The sequence below is a fragment of the Sedimenticola selenatireducens genome (assembly GCF_963675335.2).
Classification (GTDB): Bacteria; Pseudomonadota; Gammaproteobacteria; order Chromatiales; family Chromatiaceae; genus Sedimenticola; species Sedimenticola selenatireducens.
In genome coordinates this window covers 1,375,321-1,392,614 of record NZ_CAXXYC010000003.1, presented here as the reverse complement: position 1 = coordinate 1,392,614, position 17,294 = coordinate 1,375,321, and the positions used below count along the sequence as shown (strand labels likewise).

The window sequence follows — 17,294 nt, the reverse complement described above, 5'->3', positions numbered from 1 at the left end:
ATGCAACGGCTCTCCCTGTTTGAGACCCCCCTCGATGGCATGAACCTGATTGAAGCCAGTGCCGGGACGGGCAAGACCTACACCATTACTGGACTCTATATCCGACTGATACTGGAACAGGGCCTGTCGGTGGAACAGATCCTGGTCGTCACCTATACCAAGGCGGCCACGGCCGAGTTACGGGAGCGTATCCGCACCCGCATGGTCGAACTCAAGCGCGCCGTTGAGTGTGGCGAGGAGGATGAATTCCGCGCCGCCCTGATGGTTGACGCACAAACCACCGAGCTGCGGCTGCAGCGCCTGACGCTGGCCATCCTCGGCTTCGACCGGGCCGCCATCTTTACCATCCATGGCTTCTGCCAGCGGCTGTTGTCGGAAAATGCCTTTGAGAGCGGCATGCCGTTTCAGACCGAGATGCTGCTGGATGAGCGGCTCCTGGTGCAGGAAGTGGTGGATGATTTCTGGCGCAGTCGGATACAGGACATCCCGCCCGGTCTGCTCGGGTACCTGCTCGATCAGGGTATGAGTCCCGACCAACTCGCTCTCGGTCTGCGTGGTCATATCAATAAACCCTACCTGGAGATCCGCGGACAGGCCATGCCGGCCGATCTGGCCGATCTGGCCGATCTGGCCGAGCGGGAAGCGGACTTTTCCGCACGGTTTGGCGAGACACGCCAGCTCTGGCTGGCCCAGCGTGACGGGATCGTGACCCAGCTCAAGCAGTGCGATGGGCTGAACAGAAACAAGTATCGCCCAGCCTCCATCGATAAATGGGTGCTGGCGATGGATCTCTATCTGCAGTCCAGTCCCGGCCCCCGGTTTGACGAGCTGGAAAAGTTCTCCAGTTCCGTGTTGGGGGCATCGCTGAAAAAGAACGGCACTGCGCCGGATCATCCCTTTTTTGATCGTTGTGAATCGTTGTTGCGCGCAATTGATCCGCTGGACCAGTGCTACGAACAGGCCCGTGTGGCTCTGCTGGGTGAACTGATCTCCTACGTCAATGAGCAGTTGCAGATGCGTAAACAGCAATTGCGCCTTCAGTCCTATGACGATCTGCTGCTGAATCTGCAGACGGCCCTGCGCGGGGAGCGCGGCGCAGGGCTGGTGGATAGGGTACGCCACACCTATGACGCGGCCCTGATCGATGAGTTTCAGGACACCGATCCGGTCCAGTACGAGATTTTTCAACGGCTGTTTGTACAGCAGCCCGGGGTGCTGTTTCTGGTCGGGGATCCGAAACAGGCCATCTACAGTTTTCGTGGCGCCGATATCTTTGCCTATCTGCGGGCCAGCGCTGAGGCCGGAAAACGTTACACCCTGGATGTAAACTGGCGCTCCGTGCCACCACTGATCGAGGCCGTCAATCAGCTGTTTGACCAGCCCCAGGGGGGATTCCTGTTTCGGCAGATACCGTTTCAGCCCTCCCGGCCGGCCGACCGCGAGTCGGCGCGATTGATCGACCCGGCTGGTGATGCGGCCTGTTTCAGGGTCGGTTTTATTCCTGGTAAACAGAGCAAGGAGCAGGCTTCGCAGATCGCTGTCGAGTGGACCGCACGGGAGATTGCCCGTCTGACCGGTTCTGGGCGGGACGGCACTGTCCGCCTTGGTGAGCGTCCCCTGGCCGGGGGTGATATCGCCGTGCTGGTGCGAACCCACCGGCAGGGTGAGTTGATACGCAATGCCCTGGCCAAGCGGGGGATTCACAGCGTCCAGCGTGCCCAACAGGATGTATTCCAGACCCATGAGGCGACCGAGCTGGAATGGTTGATGCGAGCGGTGATGGAGCCGCAGCGGGAGGGTCTGGTCTACGCCGCGCTGGGTAGTGATCTGCTGGGGGTGTCCGGGGATGAGATCGCCGCACTGCCCATGGATGAAATGAAACTGATCGGCTATCTGGAGCAGTTTCAGTACTACCATCAGCTCTGGTTGGCGCAGGGGTTTATGCGCATGTTCAGCCATCTCATGCGGGAACAGCGGGTGACCGAGCGGTTACTGGCACTCCCGGACGGTGAACGGCGTATGACCAATACCCTGCACCTCAGCGAGCTGATTCATCAGCAGGAGCGTGATACTGAGGCCGGCATGGAGGCGCTGATCAACTGGCTGAGCCAGTTGCGGCAGGGAGAGCTGCCCGAGGATGAACAGCGTCAGCTGCGGCTTGAGAGTGATGACAACCTGGTTCAGATCGTCACCATCCACAAGAGCAAGGGCTTGCAGTATCCGGTGGTATTCTGTCCCTTTGTCTGGGATGGCGGCCTGCGCACGATTCGGCCGGGTGAGGCATGCCGTTTTCATGATTCCGGGCAACACGACCGGGCAGTACTGGATCTTGGTTCCCCACAGTGGCCGGAGGCCCGACAAGCAACCCAGGCCGAAATGCTGGCGGAGAGTCTGCGACTCTTGTATGTGGCGCTGACACGGGCCGAGCAGCGCTGCTACATCACCTGGGGCGAGGTGAACGGTGCTGATGCCTCTCCTCTTGCCTGGCTACTGCATCCCCCGCCATCACCCTTGGACAATGATCCGGTCGAGGCACTAGTGGCACAATTTCGCTCCCTGGACCAATCCCGACTGTTGGCGCGCCTGCAACAGTGGGCCGACCAGCAGCCCGGTCAGGTGCGCATTACCACCTGTGAGCTTGACCCGGCGGGCCCGGGGGAGGATGCCGCCTTGACCATTTTGGCCAGCCAGAAAAACCACGACGCAGCGGGTTTATGCGCACTACCCTTCACACGGCTACTGAGTCGTGGCGCTGCAGTGACGAGTTTCTCAGCCCTGACCGCCGGTAGTGATCATTTCGACCAACCGGATCACGACGAAATTCTTCCGCCGATTGAACTCCCGGTCGAACCCTCGACTATCCGCTCCCGCTTCAGCTTTCCCAAGGGCGCCAACCCCGGCAGCTGTCTGCATGCCATTTTCGAGCAGCTTGATTTCAATCGACACAGCCCTGAACAGTTGCGCAGGCTGGTACAGCAGCAGCTCACCAACTATGGGATTGATCCGCTATGGCGGGATGTGGCCTGTGAAATGGTCAATAATGTGCTGGATACCCCACTTGAGCCGGGCCGCACGCGATGCCTCAGGCGGCTTGGCAAGGCGCAATGCCTGGTGGAAATGGAGTTTAACTACCCGGTATCACGGCTGCATGCACAGCGGCTTGCCGAGCTGCTGCTCGAACAGGGTTTCGCGGTGTCGGACTCCCTGCTACAGGCGATTCACCGGCTCTCCTTTAGCGAGATCAAGGGGTACCTGAAGGGCTTTATCGATCTTATATTTGTCGACGATGGGCGCTATCATTTGCTCGATTACAAGTCCAACTGGCTGGGTGACCAGCCGGCAGATTACGCCCAGGCCAATCTCGCCTCCGCGATCGCGCGGGACGGCTACTTCCTGCAGTACCTACTCTATAGTGTGGCGCTGCACCGTTATCTCGTGCAGCGGGTTGCCGACTACGACTATGAGCGTCACTTCGGCTCTGTCTACTATCTGTTTCTGCGCGGCATGTCCCCGGCAACCGGGGCGGAGTACGGCGTTTTTCGGGATCGCCCGGCGAAACGGCTGATTGAGGCACTGGATCGCTACTTTGCCGGGATAGAGGTTCAGGCATGAGTCAGGCGCTGGATATCATCAGGGGATTGAACACGCAGGTTCAGTTGAACGATCTGGATCTCCATTTTGCCGCCTTGATTGGCCGACTGGCCGATGATCAACGTCTCGAGCTGCTGCTCGCAGCCGCCTTGACCAGCCACTGTACTGGAGCGGGTGATGTCTGTCTGCGGCTTGCAGAGTGGAGCGGTCGTACGGTCGATGGGGTGCAAGGCGAGATTCGACTGCCCGGCTGTGCGGACTGGATGCGCCTGCTGCGGGAATCTCCGGTTGTGGGTGCCCCCGGCGACTTTCGGCCGCTGATCCTGGACGGGGCAGGGCGCCTCTATTTGCAGCGTTATTGGGCGTATGAACAGCAACTGGCCGACCTGCTGTTGGATCGCAGTCTGAGAGATGTCGCGGCGGTGGATCCACAACGCCTGCGGCAGGGGCTGGCACTACTGTTTCCCCCACAACCTGAACTAGCGACTGACTGGCAGAAAATCGCCGCGGCTGTGGCGGTGCAGAAACGTCTTACGGTGATATCCGGGGGGCCGGGGACCGGCAAAACCAGCACGGTTGTGCGGATTCTGACGCTGTTGCAGCAACAGGCCGGTGACCGGCCGCTGGTGATCGCCCTGGCGGCGCCGACCGGAAAGGCCGCGGCCCGCCTGCAGGACTCCATTCAGAGGGCGCTGGAGCACCTGCCGGTTGCCGCCGAACTGATGAAAAATATACCGACGCAGGCAGTGACACTGCATAGGCTGATGGGCAGTCGGCAGGATTCCGTTCAATTCAGACATGACGCCGCCAATCCCCTGCCGGTGGATCTGCTGGTCATTGATGAGGCGTCGATGGTGGATGTGGCGCTGATGGCCAAGGTGGTAGCCGCCTTGCCGGCCGAGGCTCGCCTGATCCTGCTGGGTGATCGAAACCAGCTCGCCTCAGTTGAAGCTGGCGCGGTGTTGGGTGATATCTGTGGGGATAACCCCGCTTTCACCGCTGATTTCCAACAGCGGCTTGAACGGTTCACGGATCAGCTTCTGCCTGAAGATACGCCGGCGCATCATCTATTGGGCAACTCCGTGGTGCAACTGCGTCACAGCTACCGTTTTGGCGGACACAGCGGCATCGGGCAGCTTGCCGAGGCAGTGAACCGGGGTGAGGGAGAAACGGCGCGGCAACTGCTGGAACGAGAGGATCTGAACGATGTCCGGTTGTTGGTGAAACCGGACGATCCGGTGGCGTTTGCCGTATCCGCTTATCGCTTCTATTTGGAACGAATAGCTCGTGGTGCCAGGGTGGAAGAGGTGTTTGCCGCTTTCGACGGCTTTCGGGTTCTCTGTGCCTTGCGGGAGGGTCCTGCCGGTGTGGTCAGACTGAATCAGGAGATCCGGCATCGCCTCGAGATGGAAGGTCTGGTTGACCGTGGTGTGGTGTGGTACCCGGGGCGGCCGATACTGATCGCCCGAAATGACCACAATCTCAAACTCTATAACGGTGATGTCGGTATCCTGCTGGCGGATGACTCTGGGGAGATGCATGTCTGTTTCCAGACTCCAAGTGGAGTACGTCGGGTGAGCCCCGCACGACTGCCTCCCCATGAAACCGCCTTTGCCATGACGGTACATAAAAGTCAGGGCTCAGAGTTCGAGCAGGTTCTGCTGATTCTGCCGGAATGGGATAGCCCGTTGCTCACGCGTGAACTGATCTATACCGGACTCACCCGGAGTCGACGCGAATTTATCCTCTCGGACAGGCACGGAATGCTCGCCCCGGCTATTGCGCGGTGCACAAGAAGAGCCTCAGGATTGCGGGAGAAATTGTGGGGTGGGGAAGGGAAACCGTCGGCGCGACTGTGACAACAATCACTGTTACGGACAAATATATCCGGCTATCCGGTTATTTGTGAGTCTTATCACCGCAAAAAGAGTAAAAACTGTCTAAAAATCAACTAACAGATCCTGATTACTTGCCTTTTACTTTAATTCGGATAATACTCATGCGGCTATTTAAGAAAGTAATAACTTTCCGACAGAAGAAGAGGGGGGATAACCCGCTGAGTTCGGATTGGCGCGAAGGTCTTCAATGACTGTATCCAGAGCAATGGATCGGAGAATCCAGGTGGTTGAACATCAAGGGGCACAAGGTCAAGGGAATGGCTGTCTCTGAACTTGAATAAACGGGGATAGGGTTCAATGCACAATATCATGGTGCTCAACGCAAAAGGCGGCTGTGGGAAAACAACAATATCCACCACGCTGGCCTGCTATTTTGCCGGTCAGGGCTACAAGACAGCACTCATGGATTATGACCCACAGAACTCCAGCCACCACTGGCTGGATATGCGGAAACCCTCCCAGCCGCAAATCCATTCAATCGATGCCGCACGCTCTCGGACCGGAATGACCCGCACTTGGCAGCTCCATACCGGAGTGGGAACCGAGGTCGTGGTTATAGACACCCCGGCCGGTGTCACCGGTGGACAACTGGTAGAGCTGTTCAACAAAGCCGACACTATCCTGATTCCGGTAATGCCCAACATTATCGATTTACAGGCGGTTGAGGGTTTTCTTACCGAACTGATGCGGTTTGCCAAAAACCGACTCCATAGTAAGCGGATCGCCATGGTCATCAATCGGGTACGCTTCAAAACGGCGACATATGAGAAAATTGAAGCCCTGTCATCCAGGATGGGGATTCCGCTGATTGGTTCGTTGCGTGATACCCACAACTATGCCATTGCCATGGAGTCGGGCATGGGCATCTGCGAAATGAAGAACAGCGTTTCATCAAAAGACCGCAAACAGTGGCAGCCCATAATCAACTGGCTGCACGAAGCGATTCCCGGCAAGGAACCCGTGCAGGAGGCGAAGTTTGCCGAGCTGCAGGGCTGGCAGCCGGAAGTGAAAAGCGTCGCCCTTTCCTAATACCCCGCAACTCGATTTTTCTTGTGTCCGGATAATCGATTTCTGGCAGGTTTTTTCCAGTTAAATCAATACAGTATTTTTTTTACTGCCCTTATAAATATAAATTTGGGATAACCCATTCATCCATGTGGTAGGGTATGCCCTGAATTTATATATGGGTGCGATGCCGTTGCTCAATCGGCCAAGATTCTGATTCAGTGGAACCAGATTGGGATCATGACTGTACCGGAAGAGTATCCCGCTGATTTCTATAGCTACCCGATTGCGTGGTTTTATTGTAATCGGATACAAAAATATTTAACGATAAACTGTTCTAAGGAGATCTAGAGAGATGATCAAGCCTGTCGGATCCGATACCCTTCAGCCGCTTTTTGTCTATGACACTGATAAACACCATGCACTAATGCATGAGGCCGAGTCTCTGCCGTCGGTGATTATCAGCTCCCAGGCCGCAGGCAACGCGGTGATGCTGGGTGCTGGCTATTTCAATCCCCTGAAAGGTTACATGACCGTCGGTGACGCCATGGGCTGTGCCGAACACATGAAAATGTCCAACGGCAGTTTCTTCCCGGTTCCCGTACTCTGCTTGCTGGAGAGTGTGGATGAGCTCCGGGGCGCTGGGCGCATCGCACTGCGGGATCCGAATGTGGAAGGCAATCCGATACTCGCCGTCATGGACATCAATACCATCGAGCAGGTCTCGGATGAGCAGATGGAGACCATGACCCGTCGGGTGTACGGCACCACCGACCCGGAGCATCCTGGTGTGGCGGCGTTTAATAGCCAGGGCCGCTACGCAATCTCCGGTCCGATCCAGGTGTTGAACTTCAGCTATTTTCAGACGGATTTTCCGGATACCTTCCGTACCGCCGTTGAGATCCGCAATGAGATCCAGGAGCGCGGCTGGCAGAAAATTGTCGCCTTCCAGACCCGCAATCCGATGCATCGGGCGCATGAAGAGTTGTGCAAGATGGCCATGGATGCAGTCAAGGCCGATGGCGTGGTGATTCACATGCTGCTGGGCAAGCTGAAACCGGGCGATATCCCTGCACCGGTTCGGGACGCGGCGATTCGCAAGATGGCTGAGCTCTATTTCCCGCCCAACACCGTCTGCATCACCGGTTACGGTTTCGATATGCTGTATGCCGGTCCCCGTGAAGCGGTGCTGCACGCCTACTTCCGGCAGAACATGGGCGCAACCCACTTCATTATCGGTCGTGACCATGCCGGTGTGGGCGATTATTACGGTGCTTTCGATGCGCAGACCATCTTCGATACCGAGGTGCCGGCAGATGCTCTGGATATCGAGATCTTCAGGGCCGATCACACCGCCTATTCCAAGAAACTGAATCGGGTAGTGATGATGCGTGATGCCCCGGATCACAGCAAGGAAGACTTCGTGCTGCTCTCCGGTACCAAGGTACGAGAGATGCTGGGGCAGGGCATGGCACCGCCGCCTGAATTCTCCCGTCCGGAAGTGGCTGAGATCCTGATGAATTACTATCAGTCGCTGAATTGATGTTATGCCCCCTCTGGCGCATGCGCGCCGGAGGGGTATTCGCGCTCCCGTTTTTTGAACAGTCCCTCTCCGGATAATCTTCCCGATCTATCCCAACCCACCATTGACACTGATTAAACTTGCCTGATTTCAGGCAATGCCTGTCATTTTGAATCCATTGTTTATCGTCGATGAAGCCAGTTTTTGATATCTGCAGATGAGCCTGTCAGAACTCATAGTTATTCGACAGCATGTTATTTCAGCAGTTAAGATGCAGGTCATTTTGACTGGCAATAGCAAAAAAACAGTGGAGGAGCGCTTAGATGAAGATTGAAACAGTCGCGATACACGGGGGATTTGAACCGGATCCCACGACCAAGGCGGTAGCAGTGCCGATATATCAGACCACTTCGTACGCCTTTGATGATACCCAACACGGCGCCGATCTGTTTGATCTGAAAGTCCAGGGCAATATCTATACCCGCATTATGAACCCGACCACGGATGTGCTGGAAAAGCGGGTGGCGGCGATGGAGGGCGGCATCGGTGCATTGGGGCTGGCGTCCGGCATGGCGGCCATCACCAACACGATTTTTACCCTGTGTGAGGCCGGTGACAATATCGTTACCACCACCACCCTCTACGGTGGTACCTATAATCTGTTTGCCCACACCTTGCCGCAACTGGGGATTCAGGCCCGTTTTGCCGATCCCAGGGATGTTGACGCTATGGCGGCATTGATTGATGAGCGTACCAAGGTGGTATTCTGCGAGTCCATCGGCAATCCTGCCGGTAATGTGGTGGATATCGGGGCAATGGCGGATATGGCCCACGCCCACGGCGTGCCGCTGGTGGTGGATAATACCGTCCCGTCTCCCTATCTCTGTCGTCCGTTCGAGTATGGCGCGGATATCGTGGTGCACGCCTTGACCAAGTACATGGGCGGGCACGGCACGACCATCGGTGGGGTAATCGTGGATTCCGGGAATTTCCCCTGGGCCGAGCATGCGGATCGCTTTCCGCGCTTGAATCAGCCGGACGTCTCCTACCATGGCGTGGTCTATACCGAGGCCCTGGGGCCGGCCGCCTTTATTGGTCGGGCACGGGTGGTGCCGTTGCGCAATATGGGTGCGGCTATCTCTCCATTCAACAGCTTCCTGGTGCTGCAGGGTATCGAGACACTGCCGGTGAGGATGGATCGACATTGTGAAAATGCCCTGGCTGTCGCCAATTATCTGCAGTCCCATCCACAGGTTGAGTGGGTCCGGTACGCGGGACTGGAGGGAAGTCCCGACAAGCATCTGGTGGATAAATACATGGGAGGGAGAGCTTCCAGCATTCTCTCGTTCGGTATAACCGGAGGCAAGGAGGCGGGTGGGCGCTTTATCGATGCCCTGAAACTGGCGGTTCGTCTGGTGAACATCGGCGACGCCAAGACCCTGGCCTGTCATCCCGCGACCACGACCCATCGTCAGCTGAATCCGGACGAGTTGGCCAGGGCGGGGGTGAGTGAGGATTTGGTGAGACTCTCAATTGGAATTGAGCATATTGACGACATCATCGCCGATCTTGATCAGGCGCTTGCCGCCTCGCGTTGAGTCTGTGCAGGGGGGGGGCGGTCTTCGGACCGCCCACTCTGCTTCAATCGTGCCGACAGATCCGGTTCAGGCAGTTTACTCCTCAAGCCGCTTGATGTAGTCCGCCAGGATTTCCTCAGCCTTCTTTACCTGATCCAGGGTCATGGCAGAGGAGGCGGCCAGCTTGAATTTTTCCGCGTATTTATCCCCGCCGTGCTGTGCCATGCCAAACCAGATATAGGCCTTTGAATAGTCTTTTTCAGTGCCTACGCCGTAGAGATACATCCCGGCCAGCTTGCCGAATGCATCCACGTCACCCGCTTCCGCCGCCTGTTTATATTGCCTGTACGCTTCGGCATGGTCACCTTTGGCATAGGCTTCGAGACCCGCTTCAAGGTCGGCGTGGAGCGGTGTGGAAATGAGAGCCGCCAAGGCAGCAGCGAGGAACAATTTTCGATTCGGTTTCATGATGTCATCTTCAATGGTCAGAAGCGCTTATTCTAATGTAATCGGCCAGCGGTTAGAAGGCGGTGGAATGATCGGCTCGCCGGATGCTACAGCGACCGTTACCCGCCTTGTCAAGACGCAGTGGAAGAATGGCCAGGATGAGTAGGGGCGTGAATAACTTGGTTGGCTCTGAGGTTGTTTGTAGTCTGTCTATTTATTAAATAATCAAGTAGCAATATAGTTGCTTATTAAATATTTGGTGAAGCGCACGGCACGGCAAAAAAAAGAGCCCGCGGTGAGGCGGGCACAGTTTCTTAATCTGCCTTGTCCAGATGCACATCCATCTGCGGATATGGAATAGAGATGCCATTGTCATCAAAGGCCAGCTTGATCTGTTCGGTCAGATCAAATTTCACATTCCAGTAGTCTGCGCTCTTGACCCAGGGTCTGACATTGAAATTGACACTGCTGTCGGCCAGTTCCCCCACCGCAACCAGTGGCTCAGGTTCTTTTAGGACTCGCTCATCCGCACTCAGGATATCACTCAGGAGTTGCTTGGCCTTGCGAATATCGTCCTGGTAGCCAATGCCGAAAACCATATCGATACGCCGGGTCGCACGGGCGGAATAATTGGTGATGGTGCCGTTATAAATGGACCCGTTCGGCACAATGACTTCCCGATTATCACCGGTACGCATAATGGTGCTGAAAATACTGATGGTTTCCACCACGCCGGCAGTGCCGCCTGCCTCGACAAAATCCCCGGTTTTGAAGGGGCGAAAGATGATCAGCATGACCCCGGCGGCAAAGTTCTGCAATGAGTTCTGCATGGCCAGACCAACTGCCAGGCCGGCGGCACCCAGCAGGGCGATCAATGAGGTGGTGTCCACACCCAATTGATCCATGGCGGCAATGACAATAAACAGCAGCAGGACTGCATGAAGAATGGAGGTGACAAAATTGATCAGAATGACATCCATTTTGCTCTTGGCAAGCAGCTTTTTGACTACCTTAAGCAGGATATTAGCCACCCAACGACCGACAAAGAAGGTGGCCAGCGCCAGGAGGATATTGATGCCCCAGGGGATAACAAAGGTCGAAACCAGTTTTTCTAGATCCATGAATTCAGGCATGTCCGACTCCTAATTGACTTTATTTTTGATTGAATGGAAAGCCTACTTAATATAACAGACAAATGTCAGACTCAATCATCCGTAGATTGTAAATAAAGGTAAAATTCACAGCTCGCTATTTTCAGAGATCGATCTCTTCGACCAGCAGTTCCATCGCTCTGTCATCACTGTTCGTCGTGCGGGTGTTTTTCAATATGCCATGCCCATTCTCGACGGAATCTTGAGATACGCCGCCAATGCTGATCCATTCACCCAGCCTGCCGGATACGGTGGTGTGCGCCTGCTGGATCTCATAGTGGCTCTGGGTGTTGCCCGTGCGGTTCATTTGCGGACTAATTTCAAGTGTTACCACGGACCCATTGATCCTCGGAATTACATAAAATCCGCTGGAAACATTTTTATAGCGGGCTGTGGTCTGTTGATAGACTGTATTGTTGTTGATGATGGTGGTTTGCTCGGACACCGGTACTGACTGCCCGGTGGAGATAAAGGCAGGATAGCCTTCCAGTACCTGAAGGGTGTGCGTGGCATCCAGATGGCTTCTGGTTCTCGCCTCTTTCATTCGCAGTCGTATGCCACCGTTTTGTGGCTGGCCGACAATTACCTTGGCACGTTTGCCAATCATGGTATTCATATCCGCTTCCACCGCCCGCTGTGATTGGTGTTCGCCTGCCGACTGTCTGACAGATATCTGTAACTTTTTCGGCGGTTGGTCAAGGCGCTGAAGAATCTTCTTTATCTCCACCAGATTGTCTGGTGAAGTGCGGATAATCAATTGATCATTCATCCCGGCAATTGAACCGTCATTATCTATGAAGGGTTGGAGTATCGGGATAATCTCCGCCACGGGCCGGCTCTTCAGTTGAATAATCTCCAGTGGATAGTCGGCTGCGGATTGAGCGCAAAAGATTAGAAGAATCAGCAGGAGTAATGACTGCTTCATGATTGTATCCTCGGGATTAGAGATAGAGTCTGCGCAGGCTGCTTTCCTGTTCACTCCGTTCCCACACTTCGGTAAAAAAATCCGTTAATAGTCTGGATTCAATCGGATGACAGAAGTTTGCTTCACCTTCATAGCGCCCGGCTGCCCGGCGTCTGATATAGCCGATTCCGTCAGCAATGATAAAATTTTCCGGATGATCAATATAGTCGGCGTGCGGTCGCCTGATCTCTATTTTACTGGTGAGTCTGCGCGACAGATCGATTAACCGGTGCCCTTCCCGGCGCGCCCGTTCACTGTCCTGGAGCAGGATGCGAATGCCGATGCCCCTGCATTCGATGGCGAGCCGCTTCACCGCATCGAGGAACCGGGTCTGGTCGTAGATGGGCTTATCCAGATCAAAGGTGAAGATGTCGAGATGGTATTTCGCTTGCTGGGCGATGCTCTCGCTTGCCTGTCTGAACGGCTCGCGGCCCCGCAGGATCATTCGCTCTCTGCTTTCCCCCAGCACCAGGGAGTCAATGGTTATTTCCGTTGGGCTGTTCATGGTGACTCCTGTCGGACGTTGAGTTGTCTTTCGTCCCGTTCCATTCGTTGGTGAGGTATGCCGGCCTCCATAAATACTTCACCGACAGGGTGAAAGCCATGCCGGAGATAGAACGGAATTGCCTGCTTCTGGGCATTCAGAAAAAGTGCTTTCAGTTCATGGTTCCGGGCAAGCTCAATCAATTGAGCCAGCAGTGCACTGCCAACCCCCCGGTTGCGCCAGTCTGACAACACAGCCATTCGGCCGATTTGGCCTGATCCGGTGACACGGCCGGTACCGATGCCGTTGCCCTCACTATCTGTGGCGATGGCATGCAGGGCGGATTCGTCCTGGTCATCCCACTCCAGTGCTTTTGGTACCTGCTGTTCAATAATGAATACCGATTCCCGGATGGCGCGCAGAATGGTTTTGCTCTCTGGCCAGTGAGCCTGGCTAACCGTAAAGTCCTGGGTTGGCATCTGAACTTCCCGCTGAATTGATAAACTATTTTTACAGTATAGAGGAGGTCTTGGTTAAGCTGAATTCATGAATGCCGTATAAGCTCAAGTTTCGCTGGAAATGGCCGATGGATGCCTTAAGGGCGGCTAGTCGATGGGTGTTACTTTTTATCTCGGCCCAAGTGAAGATTAACGACAACGGCCCGGGTAAGGATTTGCGGGAGGGTGGCCGTTGTCATCAATCGTCGGGTTCAATAATGGCTGAGTGTGGTGTTGTCAGTTGTGTTGATGTTCACAAAACATGCGGTCCGTTTTTCCGCTGTCAACAGAGAGATATGATTTGTGTGCTTGGCACGGTAAAAGTGGAATCTGTGTAGCAGCTCGCCTTTGCTGAGTTGATATTGCCATCCTGGCTATGCCTGGAAGCTATCCTGGATCGCACGGACAGTCTATGATTGAATCAATACCGCCGCTAATAGACAGGGAAGCATCAACATAACGCTTGTCGGTTATCTGCTGAAGGGGAGAACGGTTGGAAACAATATTGCGACATGGAATCAGGGCGATGGTCTTGGCGGGACTGCTGTTTTGCTCTGTCTCGGCGGTTGCGGATATCTACAAGTATGAGGATCGCAACGGCAAACTCCATTTCACCGACCGTCCCATGAAGGGGAGTGGTTATCGACTGTTATGGCACTCGCCAACACGGCAGAAAAAATCTACCAGCTCGAGAATTGATCTTGCATCAAGCGACAGGAATCGCCACCTCTATTCTCCCATGATCGAGGAGATTGCCAAAAAAGTCCGGCTTAAAGCGGCCCTGCTACATGCCGTCATCAAGGCGGAATCCGCCTATGATCCACGGGCGCTTTCGCGTACGGGTGCCAAGGGATTGATGCAATTGATGCCGGATACTGCAAAGCGTTACGGCGTGTATGACAGTTGGGACCCCAGGTCCAACTTGACTGGGGGAGCTACCTATCTACGTGATCTGTTGATTATGTTTAATAATGATTTGCGGTTGGCTCTGGCAGCTTACAATGCGGGAGAGAACGCGGTGAAGCGGTTTGGCAACAGCATACCACCTTATCCGGAAACCGAGGCCTATGTTGTTCGGGTACTTGATCTCTACAGGGAAAATCAGTCGTCTGGCCAATTTGCCGCCCTCGAATAATCCGCAGCTTGGGTTTACTCCCGCCAGTCACCAATTAATGCACTGATGACTGCTTTGTCACTGTCTGATATATCGATAATATGAAAGCCTATCCAGCGTTGGTTTGATCCTTCCACCTCCTGAACCCACAGGCTCTCCGCACCGAGTTGTATGGTATGTGAATCTGCCGCTCCCGGAGAAAAGACCACCTTAAACTGGAATACATAATTTTCCGGCAATGATTTTTCGGAAATCATCATAAATCCGCTGACGGAGATATTTACCAGAGTTCCGATCACTTCATTCGACTCAGCATCAAGGATATCAATCCTGGCGTCACAGATTTTTCTTGGGTTGGAGCGTTTATCGGACATTACCGTTTTCCTTGTTTGAGCCTAACCGGCGGGATTCAGGCCAATTGATTTTTGCAGAATGGCATGTATGGTCTTCAGTGCCTGACTGACAAAAGGTATACCAGTGGACTTTATAATACTTGCCTTACCGGCGCAGAGCTGTTTTGCCAGCTCATCGGAGGGCGTGATGTAAGCCTGGATGCCAAATCGGTCGACAAACATGTACTTGCGGGTGATAGGGCTGAACCAGGAGAGTTTCAGACGACGCAGTTTATGATTGTCATCGATCAGCTCGAACCAGGTGCCAAATTTAATATCCCGCAATTTAAGCAGCATCTGCCTCTCCGCCTCCGTTGGCTCATCCTTGGCCGGATGTGCCGGCGTGCTTTTTGCCTTGCTCGCTATGGGCTTGATGATTGGTTGGGATATTTCGACCGCCTCATCAGTCTTTTCCCTGGCTCGGGGAACGGCTGGTTGTTCTTTGACTACCGAGTCCAGCAGTTTGAACAGGGCGTTGCTATCAGGATGATGATAGTTGCCCAGAGAGTCCAGTCCAGACTTGATGTGCTGTATCAGGCTGGCCTGGTTTTTTATCAGCCACTCTCTTGCTTTCGGATTGTGTCTCGCATCAATTACTTTGACCAGGCTATCGATGACCACCAGGGCGGAAGACCACTCCTTGCTTGATTCCACTTCAGGGTCCCGTAATAGCATCAGAATCATCCGGTCCAGCCAGGCGTGATTTAGAAAACGCTCCAGTACCGGGTGCAGGCTGCGTCCCTTAATCCTTTCGTTGATCACCTCCCTGGCCTGCTGCCTGGCGGACTCCAATCGCTCACGTCCCTTGGCAGCCTCCTGATTCCGTTCCTCGAGTATCTTGGCCCGGGACTCCAGTTCATTGGCCTGTTTTTCGAGTTTGTAGAACATTTCGTCGAAGATCGATAGCTCGCTCTTGAATTCAGTCAGGATGGTTTTGACAATCTCCTGCATCGGGTAGTAGATGCCGCGCCGCAAGTCATCCTCATCGATCCAGAGTTTGCCGGCGTCGACCATCAGGTTCAGCAGCTTTCTGGCGATGTGTTCTTCATCCGTAATAAACGTACGATCCAGAATGGCGATTTTCAGGTAGGGGGTGTGCAGATGGCTGATCAGGGCCTTGGCAATATTGGCTAGCCCCTCTTCGTTTAACACCTGCTCAAATAGCATGCCGACCAGTTCAATGGTATCCAGATCGGCGGTGGGAATAGTGTCTTTGTTTAGATCATTTAGTACTTTATTTCTTTCTGATTCCAGGGTTTTCCGTACATTCTGGATCAGGTTGGTATCCAGTTCGATGGATTGGGGTATGCCTTCGTCACTTTCCGGGTTTGGAAGATAGTCCGCCTGGGCTCGTGGCTGAATCTGTTCGATCGCCTGAACAATGGCGGGGGCACTCCTCAGTTGAGCCGTATTCCCGCCAGGTGCAAACTCAGGATGGTTACAGTAGTCCGGATCCGCAGCTCTTCTGGCGGTTAACAGATCATGGATTGATCGAAACAGCTCTTCACCCAGCGCAATGTTGCTCCCCGGAGTTGCCCCTTGCTGGATATGGGATGGAGTCGGTTGCCTGGCTTCGAATTGCCCGGGGTGGGTTGATTCGGGCTGTTCCATCATGTTGCTGGTTTGATTATTTGCCTCCTTGGAAGGCCTCGGAATAATCGAACTGAGTTTGAGGTTGGGGAAAATTCCTGCCTCGATCAGCGTGTCATTCAGGCTTTTATAGATGCTGCCGGCATCCCCCAGGACAAATTTCCCAAACAGAAAATAGATAATCAGCAGGATCTGCTTATCAACATCCAGCACCTCTGCAGCCTGTTGAAAAGAGATTGCGGTGTGGGCAGGGCAGGCGGGTATGTCGTCTTCAGCCAGCTTTCTACCACCACGTAGCACTGCCATCCGTTTGCCCAAGGCATACAGTTCCTGGTAGCAGTTGGACTGGGTTTTGGAAATCATGCTTTGAATCGCGATGTGCTTCTCCAGCGCATCGTTATCGATCACTTCCAGTTCAATTTCAGTTGATTCTTCAACCGGTGAGTTGGGATAGGTGATCGGTTTTCCGAGAGTGAATGCCTTGAATCCCTGTTCGATGGACTCTCTGAAATCATGCTCGATGACATCCCTGAGTGACAGGACGTGATTAATGGCCTCAAAAAATCGTGCTTGTGATGCGTTGGTTTCCGCCTTTTTGGCAAAATCCAGAAAAACCGGCTCAATCTGTTCAAAAAGCTCATTAAGCTGGGTGGTGAGATAGACCATCACCATATCTCGACACTCATTCAGGATCTGTTGATGTTTTTTTCCTGATGGAGTGGCTTGAGGTTTTTGGGACAACTCTTCCATATATGACTTCCTTGACTCCTTATTGCATGGCGGCATGCGCTTATAGGGATAGCGGCCAGGTCATGGAGTGCTTTAGTTATAACGTCCGCTGCCCATCTTTACCCAGTTTCCTTTTTTTTGGCAAGGAAACGGGTAAAAAGAGTATGGGAGATTATTTCCAATAGCGTGCTTGGGAAGACTCTGTGCCCTTGTTGGGGAAGGGCGCGCATCAAGCTCCAGGTAAAACGGTTATTCTTTTAAATTCAATTGGATAGTAAGTCTGTTTGTGAGTACATGATTCGCACTTTGGCCAGTGCGGCATGGGATAAAATT

Annotated in this window: 13 protein-coding genes; 6 read left to right on the top strand and 7 right to left on the bottom strand. The window is 54.1% G+C overall.

The features are described 5' to 3' along the window. From recB to ACHZBF_RS10120, 5 genes are all read left to right on the top strand, one after another. Positions 1–3,612, top strand: coding sequence for an exodeoxyribonuclease V subunit beta (gene recB, locus ACHZBF_RS10140; protein ID WP_321528356.1), 3,612 nt, complete (start codon positions 1–3; stop codon positions 3,610–3,612). Beyond that, on the top strand, positions 3,609–5,450 hold the full coding sequence (gene recD / locus ACHZBF_RS10135) for an exodeoxyribonuclease V subunit alpha (RefSeq protein WP_321528355.1): 1,842 nt from the start codon (positions 3,609–3,611) through the stop codon (positions 5,448–5,450). Before recB ends, recD begins: the two co-directional genes overlap by 4 nt. A gap of 336 nt (positions 5,451–5,786) precedes the next feature. Next, entirely contained in the window at positions 5,787–6,518 is a 732-nt protein-coding gene (locus ACHZBF_RS10130; RefSeq protein ID WP_273437437.1) for a nucleotide-binding protein, read from the top strand. 331 nt (positions 6,519–6,849) lie between these two features. After that, positions 6,850–8,037, top strand: coding sequence for a sulfate adenylyltransferase (gene sat, locus ACHZBF_RS10125; protein ID WP_273437439.1), 1,188 nt, complete (start codon positions 6,850–6,852; stop codon positions 8,035–8,037). 302 nt (positions 8,038–8,339) lie between these two features. Then, positions 8,340–9,614: a bifunctional O-acetylhomoserine aminocarboxypropyltransferase/cysteine synthase gene (locus ACHZBF_RS10120; RefSeq protein WP_321528354.1), complete on the top strand. Its 1,275-nt coding sequence runs from the start codon at positions 8,340–8,342 to the stop codon at positions 9,612–9,614. 75 nt (positions 9,615–9,689) lie between these two features. Here the strand turns inward: ACHZBF_RS10120 and ACHZBF_RS10115 are convergent, their stop codons facing one another. From ACHZBF_RS10115 to ACHZBF_RS10095, 5 genes are all read right to left on the bottom strand, one after another. After that, complete coding sequence (locus ACHZBF_RS10115) at positions 9,690–10,061, bottom strand: SEL1-like repeat protein (protein WP_321528353.1); 372 nt, start codon at positions 10,059–10,061, stop codon at positions 9,690–9,692. A 293-nt stretch (positions 10,062–10,354) separates the two neighbouring features. Then, entirely contained in the window at positions 10,355–11,173 is an 819-nt protein-coding gene (locus ACHZBF_RS10110; protein ID WP_321528352.1) for a mechanosensitive ion channel family protein, read from the bottom strand. Between the two features lie 121 nt (positions 11,174–11,294). Further along, positions 11,295–12,116, bottom strand: a complete 822-nt coding sequence (locus ACHZBF_RS10105; RefSeq protein WP_321528351.1) for a hypothetical protein — start codon at positions 12,114–12,116, stop codon at positions 11,295–11,297. Between the two features lie 16 nt (positions 12,117–12,132). After that, on the bottom strand, positions 12,133–12,660 hold the full coding sequence (locus ACHZBF_RS10100) for a DUF7931 domain-containing protein (RefSeq protein WP_321528350.1): 528 nt from the start codon (positions 12,658–12,660) through the stop codon (positions 12,133–12,135). Next, on the bottom strand, positions 12,657–13,118 hold the full coding sequence (locus ACHZBF_RS10095; protein ID WP_273437446.1) for a GNAT family N-acetyltransferase: 462 nt from the start codon (positions 13,116–13,118) through the stop codon (positions 12,657–12,659). Before ACHZBF_RS10095 ends, ACHZBF_RS10100 begins: the two co-directional genes overlap by 4 nt. 511 nt (positions 13,119–13,629) lie before the next feature. Here ACHZBF_RS10095 and ACHZBF_RS10090 point away from each other — a divergent pair. Further along, entirely contained in the window at positions 13,630–14,271 is a 642-nt protein-coding gene (locus ACHZBF_RS10090; protein WP_321528349.1) for a lytic transglycosylase domain-containing protein, read from the top strand. A 14-nt stretch (positions 14,272–14,285) separates the two neighbouring features. On the opposite strand, the gene ACHZBF_RS10085 is transcribed toward ACHZBF_RS10090, so the two are convergent. Beyond that, a complete protein-coding gene (locus ACHZBF_RS10085; RefSeq protein ID WP_029134407.1) occupies positions 14,286–14,624 on the bottom strand; it encodes a PilZ domain-containing protein in 339 nt (112 codons plus the stop codon). Positions 14,625–14,645: 21 nt separating this feature from the next. Continuing rightward, positions 14,646–16,982 (bottom strand): DUF1631 domain-containing protein, encoded by a 2,337-nt coding sequence (locus tag ACHZBF_RS10080; protein ID WP_321528348.1) that lies wholly within the window; start codon positions 16,980–16,982, stop codon positions 14,646–14,648. Positions 16,983–17,294 lie beyond the last annotated feature (312 nt).